The sequence below is a fragment of the Acetobacter lambici genome (genome assembly GCF_011516885.1).
Taxonomy (GTDB): domain Bacteria; phylum Pseudomonadota; class Alphaproteobacteria; order Acetobacterales; family Acetobacteraceae; genus Acetobacter; species Acetobacter lambici.
On the sequence record NZ_WOTD01000143.1, the window covers coordinates 1 to 1053 of the forward strand.

General features: G+C 58.0%; 1 protein-coding gene. It reads left to right on the top strand.

Annotation, left to right across the window (positions count from 1 at the left end; all coding sequences use genetic code 11):
• Window positions 1-64 precede the first annotated feature (64 nt).
• Complete coding sequence (locus tag GOB86_RS15535) at window positions 65-997, top strand: IS5 family transposase (protein ID WP_165993558.1); 933 nt, start codon at window positions 65-67, stop codon at window positions 995-997.
• Window positions 998-1053 lie beyond the last annotated feature (56 nt).

The window sequence follows — 1053 nt, forward strand, 5'->3', positions numbered from 1 at the left end:
GGCTTTGTTGCGCAAATAGTAGCGAGGGATTCACGGGGTGAATCCATTCTGGTAGCTAGGTGAGATGAGCAAGCCGCAGCCGACGCGATACCGCACGACGAACTGGTCCTCCTACAATTCGGCGCTGAAGATGCGCGGTTCACTGACGGTGTGGTTTGATCTGTCGATGGTCTGGGAAGGCCTTCCGACCGGACGTCGGGGCCGGCGGCAGAGTTATAGCGTAGCTGCGATCCAAACCTGTCTGACACTGAAGGTTCTGTTTGGTTTTGCCCTACGGCAGACGACCGGTTTTGTTGAAAGTCTCCTGCGGCTGGCGGGCCTTGACTGGTCGGTGCCGGATTTCAGCACGCTCAGCCGTCGGCAGAAATCCCTGACGGTCGACATCCCCTATCGCGGTTCCGATGGGCCGCTTCATCTTCTAATCGACAGCACCGGGATCAAAGTCGAGGGAGAAGGCGAATGGCACTCCCGTAAGCACGGGGCGTCAAAGCACAGGATATGGCGCAAGCTTCATATTGCTATCGACGAAGGGTCTCTGGAAATCAGGGCCGTTGAAATGACGGGGAAGGATGTTGGTGACGCGCCGATCCTGCCGGTGCTCCTGGCTCAGATCCCCGAAGATGAAGATATCGCCAGTGTCACAGCTGACGGTGCTTACGACACCCGACGATGTCATGAAACCATTGCCGAACGTGGAGCGCAGGCCATTATTCCTCCTCGGAAGAACGCAAAACCATGGAGCCCCACAACACCCGGCGCGGTCGCCCGCAATGAGGCCTTGCGGGGTGCAGACCGTTTGGGGCGGACTATCTGGCGATGGTGGAGCGGATACCATCGACGAAGCCGCGTCGAGGCGAAAATGCACTGCATCAAGCTGCTGGGCCAGCGCCTGTCAGCAAGGGATTTTAACCGTCAGATCACAGAGTTTCACGTCCGTATCGCCATACTCAACCGCTTCACCGCGCTCGGAATCCCCGTCACCCACGCTGTCGCGTAAGGGAAACCCACGAAAAGGGTTCAGCACACCCAATACCCGAATTTTGCAACAGAGCC